Genomic DNA, 262 nt, shown 5'->3' on the forward strand with positions numbered 1-262 from the left:
GACGGGCAGTGACAAGAGGCTGGGGCTCGACGCGGGCGAATAAGCGCTACCATTGCCGTGCCTGGCCCACGGATCAGTTCAAATGAAGGAACAGAAGACATGATCGAAACCCGCCTGCTGCGCCAGTTCATTGCCGTGGCTGAAGAGCTGCACTTTCATAAGGCGGCGATCCGCCTGCACATGGCTCAACCGCCGCTGAGCCAGGCCATCAACCGCCTGGAGGGCAAGCTGGGGTTCAGTCTGTTCAACCGCAGCAAACGCG

General features: G+C 60.7%; 1 protein-coding gene. It reads left to right on the top strand.

Annotated features, from left to right (window positions below; genetic code table 11):
- Window positions 1-99: 99 nt before the first annotated feature.
- On the top strand, window positions 100-262 hold a 163-nt coding region (locus tag ACTHSL_RS13810), incomplete at its 3' end, for a LysR family transcriptional regulator (RefSeq protein ID WP_440381734.1).

The organism is Neisseria sp. P0008.S010 (assembly GCF_051962715.1).
GTDB classification, from domain to species: Bacteria; Pseudomonadota; Gammaproteobacteria; order Burkholderiales; family Neisseriaceae; genus Neisseria; species Neisseria elongata.